18 protein-coding genes, 1 tRNA gene, 1 other RNA gene, 1 riboswitch and 1 other annotated feature are annotated in these 18,253 nt (G+C 41.8%); of the genes, 4 read left to right on the top strand and 16 right to left on the bottom strand.

The genetic code is table 11. The annotated features are described in order from the left end of the window. Positions 1–244: 244 nt before the first annotated feature. From IHV12_RS22360 to tadA, 7 genes are all read right to left on the bottom strand, one after another. Positions 245–511 (bottom strand): pro-sigmaK processing inhibitor BofA family protein, encoded by a 267-nt coding sequence (locus IHV12_RS22360; RefSeq protein ID WP_066390460.1) that lies wholly within the window; start codon positions 509–511, stop codon positions 245–247. 76 nt (positions 512–587) lie between these two features. Next, complete coding sequence (locus IHV12_RS22355; RefSeq protein WP_066390458.1) at positions 588–812, bottom strand: YaaL family protein; 225 nt, start codon at positions 810–812, stop codon at positions 588–590. A gap of 17 nt (positions 813–829) precedes the next feature. Further along, positions 830–1,426 carry a recombination mediator RecR gene (gene recR / locus IHV12_RS22350; protein ID WP_066242586.1) on the bottom strand — a complete coding sequence of 199 codons (597 nt, stop codon included), beginning with the start codon at positions 1,424–1,426 and terminating at the stop codon, positions 830–832. 9 nt (positions 1,427–1,435) lie between these two features. Beyond that, complete coding sequence (locus IHV12_RS22345) at positions 1,436–1,753, bottom strand: YbaB/EbfC family nucleoid-associated protein (protein ID WP_370568729.1); 318 nt, start codon at positions 1,751–1,753, stop codon at positions 1,436–1,438. Between the two features lie 17 nt (positions 1,754–1,770). Continuing rightward, on the bottom strand, positions 1,771–3,480 hold the full coding sequence (gene dnaX / locus IHV12_RS22340) for a DNA polymerase III subunit gamma/tau (protein ID WP_197192289.1): 1,710 nt from the start codon (positions 3,478–3,480) through the stop codon (positions 1,771–1,773). Between the two features lie 106 nt (positions 3,481–3,586). Next, positions 3,587–3,851: signal recognition particle sRNA large type (ffs, locus tag IHV12_RS22335), an RNA gene on the bottom strand. 86 nt (positions 3,852–3,937) lie between these two features. Beyond that, a complete protein-coding gene (gene tadA / locus IHV12_RS22330; RefSeq protein ID WP_231620838.1) occupies positions 3,938–4,441 on the bottom strand; it encodes a tRNA adenosine(34) deaminase TadA in 504 nt (167 codons plus the stop codon). A gap of 151 nt (positions 4,442–4,592) precedes the next feature. Between tadA and IHV12_RS22325 the strand changes: the two genes are divergently transcribed. The 3 genes from IHV12_RS22325 (at position 4,593) to IHV12_RS22315 (ending at position 6,630) form a co-directional block, all read left to right on the top strand. Next, a complete protein-coding gene (locus IHV12_RS22325; protein ID WP_197192288.1) occupies positions 4,593–5,207 on the top strand; it encodes an isochorismatase family cysteine hydrolase in 615 nt (204 codons plus the stop codon). A gap of 116 nt (positions 5,208–5,323) precedes the next feature. Continuing rightward, the gene (locus IHV12_RS22320; RefSeq protein ID WP_197192287.1) at positions 5,324–5,965 is read left to right on the top strand and encodes a deoxynucleoside kinase; all 642 of its coding nucleotides are present in this window, start codon (positions 5,324–5,326) and stop codon (positions 5,963–5,965) included. Further along, positions 5,962–6,630, top strand: a complete 669-nt coding sequence (locus IHV12_RS22315) for a deoxynucleoside kinase (protein WP_197192286.1) — start codon at positions 5,962–5,964, stop codon at positions 6,628–6,630. Before IHV12_RS22320 ends, IHV12_RS22315 begins: the two co-directional genes overlap by 4 nt. A 50-nt stretch (positions 6,631–6,680) precedes the next feature. Here the strand turns inward: IHV12_RS22315 and IHV12_RS22310 are convergent, their stop codons facing one another. The 9 genes from IHV12_RS22310 to guaB form a co-directional block, all read right to left on the bottom strand. Next, positions 6,681–7,496 (bottom strand): MetQ/NlpA family ABC transporter substrate-binding protein, encoded by an 816-nt coding sequence (locus IHV12_RS22310; protein ID WP_066390441.1) that lies wholly within the window; start codon positions 7,494–7,496, stop codon positions 6,681–6,683. A 319-nt stretch (positions 7,497–7,815) separates the two neighbouring features. Continuing rightward, positions 7,816–8,478, bottom strand: coding sequence for a methionine ABC transporter permease (locus tag IHV12_RS22305; RefSeq protein ID WP_255552682.1), 663 nt, complete (start codon positions 8,476–8,478; stop codon positions 7,816–7,818). Further along, positions 8,471–9,484, bottom strand: coding sequence for a methionine ABC transporter ATP-binding protein (locus IHV12_RS22300; protein WP_197134842.1), 1,014 nt, complete (start codon positions 9,482–9,484; stop codon positions 8,471–8,473). The genes IHV12_RS22305 and IHV12_RS22300 overlap by 8 nt, the downstream gene beginning before the upstream one ends. Positions 9,485–9,552: 68 nt before the next feature. Next, a riboswitch (SAM riboswitch) is annotated at positions 9,553–9,658 on the bottom strand. Positions 9,659–9,889: 231 nt separating this feature from the next. Next, positions 9,890–9,982, bottom strand: a tRNA-Ser gene (locus IHV12_RS22295). A 333-nt stretch (positions 9,983–10,315) separates the two neighbouring features. Beyond that, positions 10,316–11,590, bottom strand: coding sequence for a serine--tRNA ligase (gene serS, locus IHV12_RS22290; RefSeq protein ID WP_197134845.1), 1,275 nt, complete (start codon positions 11,588–11,590; stop codon positions 10,316–10,318). Between the two features lie 202 nt (positions 11,591–11,792). Further along, positions 11,793–12,007 (bottom strand) — a binding site (T-box leader). A gap of 37 nt (positions 12,008–12,044) precedes the next feature. Next, positions 12,045–12,629: a pyridoxal 5'-phosphate synthase glutaminase subunit PdxT gene (gene pdxT, locus IHV12_RS22285; RefSeq protein WP_197192285.1), complete on the bottom strand. Its 585-nt coding sequence runs from the start codon at positions 12,627–12,629 to the stop codon at positions 12,045–12,047. 4 nt (positions 12,630–12,633) lie between these two features. Further along, positions 12,634–13,518, bottom strand: coding sequence for a pyridoxal 5'-phosphate synthase lyase subunit PdxS (gene pdxS, locus IHV12_RS22280; RefSeq protein WP_197192284.1), 885 nt, complete (start codon positions 13,516–13,518; stop codon positions 12,634–12,636). 174 nt (positions 13,519–13,692) lie between these two features. Beyond that, positions 13,693–15,003 carry a D-alanyl-D-alanine carboxypeptidase family protein gene (locus IHV12_RS22275; protein ID WP_370568866.1) on the bottom strand — a complete coding sequence of 437 codons (1,311 nt, stop codon included), beginning with the start codon at positions 15,001–15,003 and terminating at the stop codon, positions 13,693–13,695. Positions 15,004–15,131: 128 nt separating this feature from the next. Beyond that, positions 15,132–16,589: an IMP dehydrogenase gene (guaB, locus tag IHV12_RS22270; RefSeq protein ID WP_197134854.1), complete on the bottom strand. Its 1,458-nt coding sequence runs from the start codon at positions 16,587–16,589 to the stop codon at positions 15,132–15,134. A gap of 134 nt (positions 16,590–16,723) precedes the next feature. Here guaB and IHV12_RS22265 point away from each other — a divergent pair, with 134 nt between their 5' ends. Further along, entirely contained in the window at positions 16,724–17,701 is a 978-nt protein-coding gene (locus IHV12_RS22265) for a YaaC family protein (protein ID WP_197134857.1), read from the top strand. Positions 17,702–18,253 lie beyond the last annotated feature (552 nt).

Here is an 18,253-nt window from a genome sequence, read left to right as displayed (position 1 = left end):
AGTGTGTCACTCGTTTTAGCGACTTTATTAGGATAACATCTTTATTATAAGAAGTCAACCTCTTTTTAAAATTTGTTTCCCGCCTGCAACAATGTTTCATGTGTTGCGGCGACAAGAACTAATATATCACGTATTGTGATTTGAGGTCAATAGTTATTTTGAAATTACTTTAAATAAATGAAAAAAGGTTTAGAAAGCTTATTATCGCTCTCTAAACCTCAGTTTAAGAATACATATGAATGCTCTAGTTCAAGATAAAGAATTCAATGGCTACTAATGAAGCTATGCCAGGTAGTCCAGCAATTCCTGAGATCAGCGCCGTAAACGCATTGATCGGAATATGAATATCATATGAGTTTCCAATCGCGTTTAATAAGAATAACAACAGTGCACCAATACAAAAACGAGTAATGCCGAATCCGATCCAGCGTATTGGCCGCATTGGAGCACCTACAAGCAGCAGAACAAAGATGATCGTTCCAAGAATAGCGATTACCGTTATTGGCTCCATTCCTAATCCCTCCTATACAACATCCAAGTTATTTACTAGACATTGTATGGGAGTTGTCCAAAAAAAAGACCAGCAGTTATTTTAACTTGCTGGTCGTCACGTTTCTTTTTTTCGCTTCTTTTAATAAGAAGAAGTATTTTGATTCTGCTAGTTGAAGCTTGAAGATAACCTCTTCAGATGGCTCGACACTGCGTTCGACCATTTCTTTTTGGTGCATCCAGTCTATCTTTAGCTCATCAAGACTTTGAAGCAGCTCTTCATCTCCGGATCGCTTCAATCGCCCTTTTCGGGAAAAAAACATGCAAGCAACCCCTTTAGTTAGATTTCTCTTCTTCCTTCAAGTGCTTTGGAAAGCGTTACTTCATCTGCATACTCCAAGTCTCCACCTACAGGCAGACCGTGGGCAATACGAGTAATCTTGATACCCGTTGGTTTTAGAAGTCTTGCGATATACATGGCAGTGGCTTCTCCTTCAATGTTCGGATCAGTAGCCATGATAATTTCTTGAATGCCTTCATCTGTTAGACGCTTCAACAGTTCTGCGACTTTAATGTCCTCAGGTCCTACTCCGTCCATCGGTGAGATGGCGCCGTGGAGAACATGGTAAAGTCCGCGGTATTCTTTCATTTTTTCCATTGCAATAACATCCTTGGAATCGTGTACGACACAGATCGTAGTTCGGTCTCTGCTTGAATCGTCGCAGATCATACAAGGATCACGGTCAGTAATATGAAAGCAGTTGGAACAATAGATAAGCTGACGTTTCGCGTTAACGAGTGCTCGTCCAAAATCCAGCACGTCATCTTCTTTCATTTCCAATACGAAAAATGCCAGGCGAACCGCCGTTTTCGGTCCGATGCCCGGCAATTTCATAAAGCTTTCAATCAGCTTTGATATCGGTTCAGGATAATGCATAGTCTATTCCTAGAACATTCCAGGAATGTTTAGTCCTTTTGTGAATTTGCCCATGTCTTGTGATACGAGTTCGTCTACTTTCTTAAGTGCATCGTTCGTAGCCGCTAACACAAGGTCTTGAAGCATGTCGATATCATCTGGATCTACAACTTCTTCTTTAATGATAATGTCGATGATTTCTTTGTGACCGTTCGCTTTAACAGTAACCACGCCGCCTCCAGCTGTACCTTCGATCACTTTATCTTTTAGTTCCTCTTGAGCTTTTGCCATGTCACGCTGCATTTTTTGCATTTGTTTCATCATATTGTTCATGTTGCCTTTCATCATTGTACAATTCCTCCTTCTTATTCTTCCTCTTCTTTTATCTCAATTAAATCATCGCCAACCAGTTTGATCGCCTCTGCGATGAGAGGGTCTTCTGTTTTTTCTTTTTCTTCAGAAGATGGCTGGCCTTGCTGTTGTTCTTTAATGAAATCAGCTTTTAGTTTCTGCCATTCCGGATCCAAAATGGATAGCATGGACAGGTTCTTTCCTATTGTACTATAAACTGCGCTTTCTACATAGCTTCTGTTGTTCTCTTGAGATGCCATCTGACGGTGAATTTCATGCTGGAACGCAAGCAAAAAGATCTGATCTGAACAAGCTACAGGCTCTGCCCCTGAAAGAAGAGCATAAGCACTTACTTTTTCAGAACGTATCTTATCTAAGATCTCGCCCCACATCCCTTTAAGCTGAACAAGATTTGGTTTCTTTGCTTTTTTGAGCATCTCTTTCACTTGCGTTTGTGATGCTCCACCTTGTCCTCTGATCACTCTTTTCTCTCTTGGAGCTTCTGCTTCGGTTTGTGCAGACGAACCATTAGAAGACCAGCCGCCTTCTTTCATCTTTTTTAGTTCATGTTCTAATTGATCGATTCTTTGCATTAACGGTTCAACAGAAGGATTCCCCGCTTGTGACGAGATCCCTTCTTGTTTTTGATAACAAATCTTGATGAACGTCGTCTCTAAGAAAATCTTAGGATGGTTCGTCCATTTCATCTCTTGCTGTGCGGCATTCAACTGACCGATTATCGAATAGATGTCTTCTGCAGCTGTAGCCTCTGCTAATCGTGCAAAGTCTTCATCCGTTGAGACCCGCTCTAACAGCTCTTCTAATTGTGGTGCCGTTTTATATAGAAGCATATCTCTATAATAGTAGATAAGGTCTCCTAAAAAGCGAACAGGATCTTTTCCTTCATGTAAAAGTTCTGTCGATAACGTAAGAGCTTTCGATACATCTTTTTCTAAAAATGCTTCAGCCATCTCAGAAAGATGCTTTTGTGAGGCTGAGCCGGTTACTGACAAAACATCTTCGACTCTTACCTTATCATCGCTGTAGGAGATCGCTTGGTCGAGGAGACTCAATGCGTCACGCATTCCACCTTCTGCTGCTCTTGCAAGCAGTTGAAGAGCTTCTTCATCCACTTCGGTACCGTTAGCGTCGACGATCTGCCTCATTCGTCCGATGATAGACTGTGAAGATATCCGCTTAAAATCAAATCGCTGACATCTTGAAACGATCGTTGCCGGAATTTTATGAGGCTCTGTTGTTGCCAGAATAAAAATAACATGGCTCGGCGGTTCTTCTAACGTTTTTAACAACGCGTTAAATGCACCAGTTGAAAGCATATGTACTTCATCTATGATATAGACTTTGTACGTAACTGAGGACGGCGCAAATTTTACTTTGTCCCGAATATCCCTTATATCATCTACACCTGTATTAGACGCAGCATCGATCTCTAAAACATCAGATATCGAGCCGTTCGTGATCCCTCCACAAGCGTCACATTCATTACATGGCTCAGAAACCGGAGCCCGTTCACAGTTAACGGCTTTGGCAATAATCTTCGCCGCACTTGTTTTACCCGTTCCTCGTGGTCCTGAAAACAGGTAGGCATGGGAAAGCTTGTCCTGCATCAAGGCATTTTGGATCGTTTTTGTAATGTGTTCCTGCCCGACCATATCTTCAAAGCTCTGTGGCCTCCATACGCGGTAGAGCGCTTGATAACTCATCCCTTTGCCTCCTTTAAATCACTTGCATTCTTTCTATATTATACTGAAACATTACAAAAAACTCACCCCTGAAACAAGGGTGAGTTATTGTTTATATATTAGAATGCCGCGCACCTCTCTTTGGAATAGTCAACCTATGCGTACAAACGCAGTTAGCTCAGTCCAGGTTGCCCCACGGCACACGAAGTGGTCCACTTACTGCTGCTTCCTTCCGGACCTGACAGGGTTCATGGGTCTCCGTTGCGCAGGACCCGGACATCAACACCACTTACGTCCGTCAGACCATACGTTGAACTAGCCGAGGAGAGGAATTCAACCTCGCTACAGCGGATTGCGAGTACAGGGCACCGCTACCTCCCCATCTAGCGCGACAAAGTGTATAACAATGTTAGATGCACAACTAAATGTGCAAGATTTAGTATACTATGTCCTTTTAAAAAAATCAACCGCAGGACCACTAAAGCTCCTTTCTTCTCTCTTCCTTTTCCTTCCTTTTTCGATCGCGAAGTTTTTTGAAAAAGCTAGAAAGAATTTGACCGCACTCTTCACCTTTTACACCCGTTACTACCTCACATTGGTGGTTGAAGCGCTCTTCTTGTAAAAGGTTCATTAACGTTCCCGCACAGCCTCCTTTAGGATCAACCGCACCGTACACAACACGGCTTACTCTCGAGAGGACAATCGCACCAGAACACATCGCACACGGTTCAAGCGTCACATAAAGCGTTGCTCCTTCCAACCGCCAAGCATCCAGTTCTCTACATGCCTCGTCAATGGCTAAGAGCTCCGCATGAGCGATCGCTCTTTGTTCGGCTTCACGCAGGTTATGAGCCTTCGCCACTATACGGTCGTCCATTACTAAAATGGCACCAATAGGAACTTCACCAATATCTGCTGCTTTTTGGGCTTCTTCTAGAGCAAGCTCCATGTAATATTCGTCTTTTTCTAAGGTCTCCATCATTTTCGCTCCAAAGTTTTAGTTGTAAGAGATTATACAAGAGGTTTTGCTAATAATAAAGAAAGGAGTGGTTGTATAGATTAAAATTCACTTCCTTTATATAGATGAAACTAGGATTTTTTTATTAAAGCTAAAATGAAAGAGAGAGATCGTTATGGAAAAACCACATCAACACGAGGACAATAAAGTTCCTGTCGCTATGCTTATTATTGACGTGATCAACGACTTTAATTTTCCTGAGGCGCCGCTCTTGTTAAAAACTTCTGCACCAATTGCCGATAAAATTCTTGAATTGAAAAACCGAGCTAAAAAAGAAAACATTCCGATTATATATGTGAACGATAACTTTGGACAATGGCAGTCAGATAAGCACAAGCTCGTCGATTATTGCACCACACAATCCGGTGGTGAATTCGTAAAAAAGTTACAGCCTGACGATGATGATTTTTTTGTCGTCAAACCAAAGCATTCTGGATTCTTCTCTACACCTTTATCGACTTTATTAAACGAGCTTGGGATACAAACTTTAATCCTATGCGGAGTAGCAGGTAACATCTGTGTCCTCTTTACAGCGAACGACGCATATATGAGAGGTTTTACTCTTTTTGCACCATCTGATTGTTCGGCTTCTAATATAGAAGAAGATAACGAAAGAGCTTTAATACTGATGGAAAAGACATTAAATGCTGATATCAGCATGAGCAACGATTTAAATTTACGAGCGATCATCGATCAGGCAAAAGAAAACAAAAATAAAATGATGTACTAAATAGCATATTTACCATTAACTTTTTACCGATAATCTCACCACCTTTTCCAAACGTATGCTACAATATTCTTTGTCTGTAATTTTTCGTTTGTTATTTATAAGGGAGGAAAAGGAAGATGAGTTCAACCCCCTTTATCGCAGTTGAAGGGCCGATTGGCGTAGGGAAAACATCGCTCGCAAAAGCTATTGCCGAGCACTATAACTTTCAATTATTGAAAGAGATTGTAGAGGAGAATCCTTTTCTCGGAAAATTTTACGACAACATCGATGAGTGGAGTTTTCAAACCGAGATGTTCTTTCTTTGCAACAGGTATAAACAGCTTGAAGAGATTCAAGGGCAGTATCTATCTAAACAGATTCCTGTCGTTTCTGATTATCATATCTTTAAGAACCGTATTTTTGCCGGTCGAACGCTAAAAGACGGTAATCTTCATAAATACATGCAGTGCTTTGATATCCTTACTGAGGATATGCCTGTACCGAACGTGATCATCTATTTAAACGCTAGTCTTGATACGTTGCTTGACCGCGTACGTAAGCGTGGACGTTTTATCGAGCAAAATATGGAGCCGGCGTACTTAGAACAGCTAGCTGAAGATTACGAGACGTTCATGACTGCCTTTAAAAAGCAGCACCCGGAGATTCCTGTACTCTCGTTTAACGGAGATGATTTAGATTTTGTTGCGTATGAAGCGGATAAAGAGAAGATCTTTTCCTTAATCAATGCAACTCTGAAAAAAGGAGAAGTTGCGCGATGAGTAAACTCATACAATACGGAATCCCAAACGATGCTGTCATTACAGTGGCAGGTATGGTAGGTGCGGGTAAATCTACATTTACAAATGCACTTGCTGAAAAATTAAAGTTTCGTACATCCATGGAGAAAGTGGATAACAACCCATACTTAGAAAACTTTTATCATGATTTTAAGCGCTGGAGCTTCCACCTGCAGATCTTCTTTTTAGCAGAACGCTTTAAAGAGCAAAAAAGAATGTTCGATTATGGCGGAGGATTTGTTCAAGACCGTTCCATTTATGAAGACACGGGTATATTCGCTCGCATGCACTTTGATAAAGGCAACATGTCTGATGTAGATTACAAAACGTATACTCACCTGTTTGAAGCGATGGTCATGACGCCATACTTCCCGCAGCCTGATTGCTTGATATACTTAGAAGGCTCTCTTGATGATATCTTAGCTCGTATTCAAAAACGCGGCCGTAAGATGGAGCAAGAAACACCGGTTTCCTACTGGGAAGAGATGTACGACCGTTATGAAAAGTGGATCGCTTCTTTTAATTCTTGTCCTGTGCTCCGTGTGAATATTAACGACTATGATCTTCGAGACAATCCAGAATCCATCGATCACATCGTAGAAAAGATCGCACAAAAAATTGAAGCGAAACGAGAAGTTCGCTTATAAACATAAAAACCCCGGTTCTCATTCTTATGAGCCCGGGGTTTTGTTTGATTTTATTTCTTCATCCACTCTGGCTTTCCGAAGCCTTCGAACTCCTTATCGATCACTTCTTCAAACTCCTTCGATTCCACTACCTTTTTAATATCTTTTGCAAAAGCAGAATCAACATCTTTCGTGTTCACCACAACACGGTTACGGTACGTGTCGGGCATGTTCTCTAGTTGGATCGCATCCAACAAGTCCATCTTAGCTGCGAGTGCAAAGTTACCAGGCACAGCTGCAACATCTGCACTTTGAACAGCACGTGGAAGCTGTGCGGCTTCTAGTGGTTTGAACACGAGCTTCTTAGGGTTATCCTTAACATCTTTTTCGGAAGCTGTCAGTTCATTGATTCCTTCCTTGATGGTGATCAGTTTAGCATCTTCAAGCATGAGCAGCGTACGTGCTAAGTTAACAGGATCATTCGGTATTGCGACCGTACTGCCTTCTTTTATGTCCTTAACGGATTTGAATTTCTCAGAATAGAGACCCATCGGTGCTGTAGGAACGATGATAACTTCTGAAAGCTTTAAGTTCTTTTCTTTTGCGAAATTCTCCATGTACACTTTGTGCTGAAAAAGGTTAGCATCAAGATCCCCTTTTGATAAAGCCATGTTTGGTTGAATATAGTCGCTGAATTCAATGACTTTTACTTTATACCCTTTTTTCTCAAGTGAGGGCTTGATGGCTTTGTTGACCATGTCGGTGTAAGGTCCTGCTGTTGCGCCGAGGGTTACTTCTTTATCTTTTGATGCGTCTGATGAAGATGAGCATCCTGCTAAACCGAAAGCTAGCAGTGCTGTTAGTAGTGTAAGTATAATTTTTTTCATGTTGATCCCCTTCTAAAATTGTTTTTGCAAGTACTAGATGCAATTGTGGAAGTGGTTGATTTCCGTTCCAGATGCTCCCTTTCCGAGGGGCGTGCGGTGAGCCATCTTATGCATTTTAAGATTTGCTCCTGCGTCTACAAGAATTACTACCGAAGTGAGCTTCCTCGTCGCATGCCTTGCGAGGTGTTAATTCATGTAGAAGGCACGCTGATCCCCCAGGAGTCTCGCATCTTGCACTCCAATCAACTTGCCAATGGTGTCTTTTAAACCTAAACCTTTAAAGATAAATTTATCCTCGTCTTACCTTTAGTAAATAAATTTATCTTTTATTTACAGCCTTCGCTGCACTGTCTCCGATGACTTGCATGAGCTGGACGATTACAATTAGTAGGATGACGGTTGTGAGCATGATCGTGTTGTCGTATCGGTAGTAGCCGAAGCGGATGGCGAAGTCTCCAATTCCTCCGCCGCCGACGATACCTGCCATGGCTGAATAGCCAAGTAAGCTGATTGCTGTTACTGTTACCGCCTGAACGATTCCTGGCTTCGCTTCTGGTAGTAGAACTTCACGGATGATCATCCATGGCGTAGCGCCTACTGCAACGGCCGCTTCGATCACGCCTTTATCGATCTCTCGTAGTGATGTTTCTACGAGCCGCGCAAAGAATGGGATGGCTGCAACGGATAGAGAAACTGAGGCTGCAGTTGGTCCGATCGTTGTTCCGGTAATGAGCTGAGTTAATGGTAACAACGCGACTAATAAAATGATGAATGGTACAGAGCGGATCAAGTTCACAAGAATGCCCGCTATCTGCTTGATCCACACATTTTCAAATAACAATCCTTTGTCGGTAACAAACAGTATAATTCCTAAAGGCAATCCTACAATTAATGAAACACCAAGTGATATAGCGACCATATATAACGTTTCAAAGAATGCTTTATTCAGATCTGGAAGGATATTCAAAATAGAATCAAGCAACTTTTTTCACCACCTCAAGATTTTCTATGCGACTCTCAATATAGGAGATCGCTCGCTTCACTTCTGCCTCTTCACCGACTAGTTCCATGATGAAGATACCAAGCGGTGTTTCCTGAATATATTCGATTTTCCCGTGAAGGATATTCCCTTTTACGTTAAAGTTTTGGAAAAGCTCAGAAACAACTGCCTCTTCTGCAATCGCTCCTTTGAACTGGATCTTAATCACAGTTCCTTTTCTATTTTTCAGAAGAGGTTCTGGCAGATCCATTTGAATTACAGAGCTGATGAACGTTTTTGTGAGCTCTTTTTCTGGATTAGCAAAAATGTTGTACACATCGCCCGACTCGATGATTTCTCCATCCTGCATGATCGCCATTCGGTGACAGATCTCTTTTACCACTTCCATCTCATGCGTGATCAACACGATCGTAATGCCTAACTTTTTATTGATGGACTTCAGTAAGGAAAGGATCGATTTCGTCGTGTTCGGATCAAGAGCTGAAGTCGCTTCATCACAAAGCAAAACCTTCGGATCGTTCGCAAGAGCTCTCGCGATACCAACACGCTGTTTCTGCCCCCCACTCAGCTGAGAAGGGTATTGATCTTTTTGATTCTCCAATCCCACCATCTTTAAAAGCTCGTTGGTCTTACTGGTGATCTCCTCTTTCGTTTTCCCAGCTGCTTTTAAAGCGAAAGCGATGTTCTCAAAAACGGTCTTCGCACTAATCAAATAAAAGTGCTGAAAGATCATACCGATCTTAAGACGCTCCTCGCGTAACTCCTTTTTACCGAGCTTCGTAATCGAGATGCCATCGATCTTGATTTCTCCTGATGTTGGTTTTTCCAATAAATTAAGACAGCGCAGCAACGAACTCTTCCCAGCACCGCTATATCCTACAATGCCAAAGATCTCACCTTTGTCGATCGTCAGTGACACATTCTTCACTCCGACGATCTCTTTGCCTTTTACTTTATATAATTTCGTAACGTCCTTGATCTCGATCATATGTCATCCCCCTTACAATATAAAAAAGCCCTCTTCATTTCATGGAAGAGGGCGAATAAGTAAACATCGACTTATCTTCCAGAATGAATCATCATTCTGCAGGAAGTAGCACCGTTCCTAATGGAGGTTGCCGGACGTCATAGGGCCTGATCCCTCGGTCTCTCTGAATAAGTATTGCATTATTGAATTAAGTTATAGTTGTCATCATACGCCCTGTCTAAAAGTTCTGTCAATACTAAATTTTATCACTTTAAAGTGTTAGCGCTTACATTCGTTGATATGAATGGTTGAAGTATTTTAGGGTTTTCTATCGGTGTTTTTGAATGTGTATGATTCAATTCTTAAAAAGAAAAAACACAACAAAAAACCTCATCCGATAAACTCAGATGAGGTTGAATATGTATATGGAGGAGGTAGAGGGATTCGAACCCCCGCGGGTCGTTAAACCCCTGTCGGTTTTCAAGACCGATCCCTTCAGCCGGACTTGGGTATACCTCCGTGTGACTGACAAGAACTATAATAACATGCTGATAAATATTGTGTCAACGGTTTTCAAAAACTTTTTTTGATTTTTTATTTGTTTCTTTTGGAGGTATGCTTTTACGGTACGTGTTCTTATATTTGTTACACGTTCACCGATAAAACAGTGCTGTCCACCTGTGATTCATTGACTTTCACCTATGAATCATGAATTTTCACCGCTAGAACTCTTCCCACCACCTGAAAACTTGTTCGGACCACCGATAATGAAGCTTTTACACCCATTAATAGATAAAAGCTGACTCTAAAAGTCCCTTTGGATATCTTTTAAGAGTCAGCTTCTTTCACTTTTTACTTAATTACTTCTTTGTTGCCCATATAAGGACGTAGAACTTCTGGAATGACTACAGTGCCATCTTCTTGTTGGTAGTTCTCTAAGATAGCTGCTACGGTACGACCAATCGCAAGTCCAGAACCGTTTAGCGTGTGAACGAATTCCGGCTTCCCTTTTGCATCTCGACGGAAACGAATTTGAGCACGGCGCGCTTGGAAATCTTCAAAGTTAGAGCAAGAAGAAATCTCGCGGTACTCACCATAGCTCGGAAGGTATACTTCGATATCGTACTTCTTAGCTGCTGTGAATCCTAGGTCAGCTGTACACATGCTGAGTACGCGGTATGGAAGGTTGAGCAGCTGAAGGACTTTTTCAGCGTGTCCTGTAAGCTTCTCGAGCTCTTCATAAGAATCCTCAGGTTTAACGAAGCGAACAAGCTCTACTTTGTTGAACTGATGCTGACGGATCAAACCGCGCGTGTCGCGTCCTGCAGATCCCGCTTCAGAACGGAAACAAGCGCTGTACGCCGCATATGTGATCGGAAGTTCGTCAGCTGTTAGAATCTCTTCTCGGTGCATGTTCGTTACAGGAACCTCAGAAGTTGGAATCAAGAAATAATCTTCTTCACGAATTTTAAACGCGTCTTCTTCAAACTTTGGAAGCTGACCTGTTCCTGTCATGCTCTGACGGTTAACCATGTAGGGAGGCAATACTTCAGTATAACCATGCTCGTCTTCATGCAGATCCATCATGAAGTTGATAAGTGCACGCTCTAAACGAGCTCCTAAACCTTTATAAAAAGCGAAACGGCTGCCTGTCACTTTTGCTCCACGTTCAAAATCAACGATGTTTAGTTCAGTCGCGATATCCCAATGTGGTTTCGCTTCAAAAGCAAACTCAGGAACATCTCCCCAGTGACGTACAGGTACGTTATCATCTTCTGTGTCACCAACAGGAACACTTTCATGCGGAATGTTAGGCAATGTTAGCATGATGCCGTGAAGATCTTCTTCTACTTGACGAAGCTCTTCATCCATCGTTTTGACCTTGTCACCTACTTCGCGCATCTCTGTGATCAGGTGGTCCGCGTCTTTTTTCTCGCGCTTGAATTCTGCAACTTGCTTAGAAACCTCGTTACGCTTAGATTTCAAAGCTTCTGTTTCACCAATTAACTCACGGCGGCGCTGATCTAATGCCTCGAACTGATCTAATCCAGATAAGTCTTCACCACGAGCAGATAACTTTTCTTTTACTTCTTCAAAATTGGCACGAACAAATTTTAAATCTAACATGTTTATGTCCTCCTTTAGTTTATAAAAAATCACATTTCCTTTTACTTTGCAGTTATTGAGAGTAGTTGACTGCGCTTTTAGGAGTCTCGCACCTTACACTCCATTCAATCTTCCAAAAGAAGAAGTTAAGTGCAATCATGCCTTAGATGTCACATGAGGAAAACAAAAAACTCCCGCCCACTATCTCTAATAAAAAATTAGAAATAGGGACGAGAGTTAACCCGCGTTGCCACCCTAATTGCAATAGAATTCTATTGCCGGCTCGATTACATGTAACGGTTCTTCACCGGAAAAGCTTACTGAACGTTCAGCTCTTCACTCGAGGATGGATTCACAAAACACCTTGATCGGTTTTCACCAGCCACCGACTCTCTAAACAAAGCAATTTTTGCTACTAGTTCCTGTCATTGATTTTTTATAATGATTTTATAGTAATGTACAGCATTTTTGTATTTTATGCAACTACTTCTTTAGACGATTGTACCATTTTTACAAAATATTGATGAAGTCGATAGTCGTCCGTCAGCTCTGGATGGAACGCTGCACAAAGGAAATGTCCTTGTTTAGCCGCTACGATTCGATCGTTATGCTTCGAAAGAATTTCCACTTCTGGTCCGACTTCTACGATGAACGGTGCTCGAATAAATACACCCGTATAATCTTCACCAACGCCATGTATCATCAGCTCCGCTTCAAAACTGTCCACCTGGCGCCCGAACGCATTGCGCTCAACCGTCATATCGATCAGTTCAAGATGTGCTGTATCTTGTCCTTGAATGCGTTTAGCCATCAAGATCAATCCTGCACATGTGCCAAAGACTGGTTTGTTCTGAGCAAACTTCTTTAACGGTTCTAGAAAGTGATATTTATCGATCAATCGTCTCATCGCTGTACTTTCGCCGCCTGGCATTACTAATCCATCAAGGTCTGTTAGTTGATCTACACGCTTTACGGCTACGGCTTCTGCTCCACTTGCTTCAATCGCTGCTACATGTTCGCGTACCGCACCCTGTAAGGCTAATACTCCGATTTTTAGCATGTAATTACCAGCCTCGCTCCTGCATGCGCTCACCGTGAGCTAGTGTAGAGATGTCGATGCCTTTCATTGCCGTTCCAAGACCCTTAGATAATTCAGCGATTAGTTTGTAGTCTTGGTAATGAGTTGTAGCTTCTACGATGGCACGAGCAAACTTTTCAGGATTCTCAGACTTGAAGATACCTGATCCAACGAATACGCCGTCAGCGCCAAGTTCCATCATGAGTGCTGCATCAGCTGGTGTTGCGATACCGCCTGCTGCAAAGTTAACGACAGGAAGCTTGCCTGCTTTTTTAATTTGAAGAAGAACTTCGAATGGAGCGCCTAAGTTCTTAGCTTCTGTCATCAACTCGTCTTCACTCATAGCAACCACTTTACGGATCTGTCCTTGGATCATTCTCATGTGGCGTACCGCTTCAACGATGTTACCAGTTCCAGGCTCACCTTTTGTTCGAAGCATAGATGCACCTTCAGCGATACGGCGTGACGCTTCGCCAAGATCACGTGCTCCGCATACGAATGGTACTGTGTAATCGCTCTTCAATAAGTGGAAAACTTCATCTGCTGGAGTTAGTACTTCACTCTCATCGATATAATCAACACCCATCGCTTCAAGAACACGCGCTTCAACGATGTGTCCGATACGGGCTTTCGCCATTACGGGAATAGAAACAGCATTCAGAACTTCTTCTGTGATTGTAGGATCTGCCATACGCGCTACTCCGCCTGCAGCACGAATATCTGACGGAACACGCTCAAGTGCCATTACTGCTACCGCTCCTGCAGCTTCAGCAATACGAGCTTGCTCTGCGTTTATAACGTCCATGATGACGCCGCCTTTTTGCATTTCTGCCATTCCTCTTTTAACACGTTCAGTACCTGTTTTTAACATGCTTACTACCCCCTGAATTATATGTGTTATAACAACAATTTTCGGTTGTTTTAAGATAAAACTAGTATTCTCATCTATTTTATCGCAAATCAAAAAAAGCGCAAGCTCTCTCTATTTTCTGAAAAAAAGAAGTCCTTCAGCATGTGCTAAAGAACTTCATGAATTTCTATAAAATTAAAACCAGCCTTTGACCATATCAACGGCAGCGGACCAAAGTCCCCCGAAGAATCCGCCAACACCACGTAAAGCGAGGACGAACCAGTTTGCTTTTTCAACGGATTGTGTGGTTACTACTTCTGTTTTGCCTTTTGTTTCTCCATCGAGCAGGTAGCCATAGTCTTCTCCGCTGCCTGTATACTCAACATTGATATGACCGACAACCTCACCTTTTTTAACAGGTGCAGTCAGTTCGCCTTCTTTTGTCATCTTCTTCTTATCCATAACAAATTTAGGCTTATAGTTTTCTTTTTCTCCTCTTTTAATCACCATGGAAAGAGGTTCTTTTGTAGCAACTTTAACTTCTTTTTCCTTACCTTTTACGACAGGAACTGTTTTGTTGCCTTTCACTTGATAGTTATCTTTTAAGATTTGCTCTTTTTCAAAGTTTGCAAATCCAAAATCAAATAATTTTTTCGTTTCTTTGAATCGATCTAAACGAGTATCTGTTTTCATAACCACTGAAATGAGGCGAGTATCTCCCTTTTTCACTGTACCTGTAAAACAGTTACCTGCAAGATCCGTTGATCCTGTTTTTAATCCGTCTACTCCCTCATAGCCACTATTGAGCTCAGGAAGCATCCAGTTCCAGTTCTCCATCTGAATTTCATCATCGGTGCCCTCGCGGAATTTCAAACGTGGAACACTCGCTGTTTCTAATACTTCTGGATGATCTTTAAGTAAGTTGTAAGCTAGAATAGCAGTAGCACGAGGACTCATCATGTTCTCGTCTGTTTCACTGCCTGAATTATGGTTGCCAAACAGGTCTTTATTATTTAGGCCTGTAGAGTTAACAAAGTTAAAATCTTTCATGCCTAGTTCTTTCGCCTTGGCATTCATCTTTTTAACGAACTCACCTTCTGAGCCCGCGATTAGTTCAGATAATGCGATCGTTGCTCCATTAGCCGAATAGATCGCCATCGCTTGGTATAACTCACGAACTGTATATTTTTCATCTACACGTAAAGGTACGTTCGATAACGTTCGATTTTGAGAAATCTTATGGGCATATTCAGAAATACTCGTTTTCTGATCCCAAGATATCTTTTTCTTGTCAATGGCTTCTAGTAATAGGTATTCGGTCATCATCTTACTCATACTTGCAGGAGCGAGTAACTTATCAGCATTTTTCTGATATAATATTTTCCCCGTTTCTGCATCCACAAGTATAGCCCCTTCAGCCGCTACATCTAAAGACGGTGCCGCACTTGCTGACTTTGAAAATCCTAATAAACTCGTCGTAAAAAATGAAAAAATCAGTGTCACCACTAAAAGTTGTTTTATCTTGCTGTTCAAAAAACTGCACCTCCAAACCCATTTACACACAAAAGTTATTGTACCATACACATTTTCAAAAAAATAGACAGAGGTTATACCTCTGTCCTAAAAATGTGTCTTTAGACTGAATAATTTGGTGCTTCTTTAGTAATTTGAACTTGATGCGGATGACTCTCACGAAGACCAGCACCCGTGATTTTTACAAAACGGGAATCATTTTGAAGCTCATCGATTGTAGCTGTTCCACAATAACCCATACCTGAACGGATACCACCGATCAACTGATAAATCGTATCGGCTAGTGGTCCTTTATAAGGTAAGCGTCCTTCGATACCTTCCGGAACAAGCTTCTTATTATTTTCCTGGAAATAGCGGTCGCTGCTTCCTCGCTCCATCGCTCCGACAGAACCCATGCCGCGATACACTTTAAATTGGCGTCCTTGGAAGATTTCACGCTCCCCTGGACTCTCAGATACACCTGCAAGCATACTGCCCAGCATTACAGCATGTCCGCCTGCTGCGATCGCTTTAACGATATCTCCAGAGTATTTGATACCACCATCTGCAATGATCGGTACTCCATACTTCTTCGCTTCGGTTGCACAATCATAAACGGCAGTTACTTGTGGAACACCTACACCTGCAACAACACGAGTCGTACAGATCGATCCAGGTCCGATTCCTACTTTCACAACGCTTGCTCCTGCTTCAATTAAATCACGAGTCGCTTCTGCTGTAGCAACGTTACCTGCAATGATCGTTAATTTTGGATAAGCCTCTCTAACTTCACGAACTTTTTGCAGAACGCCTTCAGAATGACCATGAGCCGTGTCGATCACGATTACATCCACACCCGCATCAACTAACTTCTCAACGCGAAGTAGTGCGTCCTTCGTAACACCTACTGCAGCGCCGACTAATAGACGACCTTGTGAGTCTTTTGCAGAGTTCGGGAACTCGATTACTTTTTCAATATCTTTAATGGTAATCAAGCCTTGAAGCGTACCTTCATCGTCCACGAGTGGAAGCTTTTCAATCTTATATTGCTGAAGTGTCTTTTCAGCTTCTTTTAACGTAGTGCCTACAGGAGCAGTCACTAAATTTTCTTTTGTCATCACGTCTGAGATCTTAATGGAGTAATCTTGAACAAAGCGCAAATCACGGTTCGTCAAGATACCTACTAATTTTTTATCTGCATCAACGATTGGCACACCGCTGATACGATACTTGCCCATCAGATGCTCAGCGTCAAATACTTGATGTTCAGGTGTCAGGTAGAACGGGTCTGTAATTACGCCGCTTTCAGAACGTTTAACACGGTCGATCTGTTCTGCTTGTTCTTCAATAGACATGTTCTTGTGTACAATTCCTAAACCGCCTTGTCGTGCCATAGCGATCGCCATGTTTGCTTCTGTAACTGTGTCCATACCAGCACTGATAATCGGAATGTTCAATTGAACCGTATCAGATAACCTCGTTTTAATCGAAACATCACCAGGCAGAACTGACGATTTCGCTGGAATTAATAACACATCATCAAAGGTCAAACCTTCTTTTGCAAACTTATCTTGCCACATACCTTAACCACCCCTTCAAATTTATCTTCCTGAAAAATATTATTTGTAGATTATCAACTGGGTACACTAGTGTCAAGGAATACAAAATATGTTCGATTTTTCAAATAATTTACGAAGAGAGGAATGACGAAGAAATGATGACGCAACATGACCCTTGGGCTTTATTCGATATGTTCTTTTCCTCTCAAAAATCACAGCAATTCTTAAGTAAACAATACGACCAGCTACATCTTGAAGACAGCAACGGTAAAAGCTTTGATAATACATATGGGTTTATTTACTATATCGAGCATGGAAAGAAATATTATAAACTTGCCGATCAAGCACCTATGGAGCTAAAGCCTGTTCTCCTCTTTTACGGCATGACTCAGCTTATGAAGGCATGCATATTGTGTAGCGATCCTGATTACCCGGATTCAAGCGCAGTTCTTGCACACGGACTCTCTACAAGAAAAAGAAAGAAAAGAAGTTATGAATTTCTTTATGATGAGGTAAAAGTACAAAGGACGGGTCTGTTTAATCATTTTTGTGAAAAAGTGTTTCACATGAAACATATTGAAGGAGAAAAATTCACGATGATCTCTCTTCTTCAAACAGTGCCAGAATTATGTCCTTTATTTAAACAAATGAATGGAGATATTCAACTCGTTAAAATGGATAAGAAAAATGATACAACATTTTATCTTCCGAAGCATGTTAACGATCATCTGCATATGTCATTAGAACGATTTAGTGAATATATGAACGGCTTGTTTCCGTCGAAGTTTTCTTTCGTTTTGAGTGGTCGGGACGATGAGATGCAGCTTGTCTTTGAGGCGAATGAATCGTTACGACCGTTTGATTGCTTTCCGTTATCGTATCAACTTCAAGATAACACGTACTACCTACCTGTTAACCGTGATCTGCTGCAATCTCCTGAGCTTAACGAGTTCATGGTGCACTATGTGATTCTCTACAACTTAAGTATGTTGAGCAGATATGATACCGAATGGTGGAGTGAACTTTTTCATACGTATACTTCAGAAGAATTACCCTATATCCAACAGTTCTTAAACATTACGGCTCAAAAGATCCCCTACCTTTTCGGGGTTATGCTGCAGATGAAGAATTGAGTATGATTTGAGTTGATTGTAGTATCGTGTTGCGAGCGGATGAAAATGTTGAAAATCGGATAAAAATGTTTATCTACGGAATTATGACGGAGTTTTACGGATATATTCAGAATTACCTCGTATAATAAGCAGTTTACCTCGTAATTGTGTGCGGTGGAGTTGATAGGAGAGAGCTGATTAGGGGTTTTGTGTGTTGCTTCTGAGGTGTTTATGTTGGTTTTTAGCTTGGGTGTTGGTTGTCGGAGCTGCTTGAGGGGCTTTTGGGATGGATTTTGGAGCTTTTGCTGAAGAATATCGCGAGGTGGAAGATGGCTGTGGCCATCTTCTTCGTATTTTGAGGGTTTTGAGGGGTTTTGAGGGGGTTTGAAGCGTTAAGCGGACCTCTTGCGAATACCACTATGGGTATCTCCTAGCTCTAATTAAGTCTAAATAAGAAAAATTAAGTCAAAATGAGAGCGAATTAAGTCGGAACGGACCTCTATTAAGTCTAAAAGCAAAAATAAAGGCGGTTCGCTAATTCTCGACAACAGCTCTCAACCCGAACCAAGCGCT

It is taken from the genome of Fictibacillus sp. 7GRE50 (genome assembly GCF_015903875.1).
In the GTDB taxonomy this organism is placed as follows: Bacteria; Bacillota; Bacilli; order Bacillales; family Fictibacillaceae; genus Fictibacillus; species Fictibacillus phosphorivorans.
This window is presented reverse-complemented; position numbering and strand designations above follow the sequence as displayed.